We start from the raw sequence: 809 nt of genomic DNA on the forward strand, positions 1-809 counted from the left end.
GTAGGATTAATCACAGAACTCGCTGACACAGTTGCTGCACCAGTCGCTTCTCCAAAACACAGAACATTAGTAATGGTTCCAGAAGTGGTTGCTGTATCACAATCATCAGTACAAGAAATAGTAATAGTTTGTGAAGTTGTACAATCATTAGCATCCGTAATCGTTACCGAGTAAGTGCCTTCCGATAGATCAGTAATAGCAGCTGTAGTTTGGTTGGCAGCATTCGCGGACCATAAATAAGTATAAGGTGCAGTACCACCAGAAGGAGTTGCCGTAGCCGTACCATCATCACAGCCTTGAGCTGACGTTGCATTAACTTTATCAATAGACACACTCAACGCTTCCGAAGGTTGTGTAATAGAAATATTATGAACCACAGGATCACAAGATGATCCATCCATAGTAACACTCACATTATAATTCCCAGCAATGACATCAGCTATTGTACTCGAAGTTACACCAGCATCGGTATCGCCATTAGACCATGTAAAAGTAAAAGTCGCAGTAGGATTAATTACCGAACTCGCTGACACAGTTGCTGCACCAGTCGCTTCTCCAAAACACAGAACATTAGTAATGGTTCCAGACGTGGTTGCTGTATCACAATCATCGGTACATGAAATGGTTACCGATTGTGTTGTTGTACAATCATTAGCATCCGTAATTGTTACCGAGTAAGTGCCTTCCGATAAATCTGTAATAGCAGCTGTAGTTTGGTTGGCAGCATTCGCGGACCATAAATAAGTATAAGGAGCAGTACCACCAGAAGGAGTTGCCGTAGCCGTACCATCATCACAGCCTTGAGCTGA

1 pseudogene is annotated in these 809 nt (G+C 42.8%); it reads right to left on the reverse strand.

From position 1 onward, the window contains the following. Positions 1–809: pseudogene (locus Q0891_RS17195) on the reverse strand (hypothetical protein); the annotation flags it as partial.

The sequence above is a fragment of the uncultured Winogradskyella sp. genome, from assembly GCF_947498005.1.
GTDB lineage: Bacteria > Bacteroidota > Bacteroidia > Flavobacteriales > Flavobacteriaceae > Winogradskyella.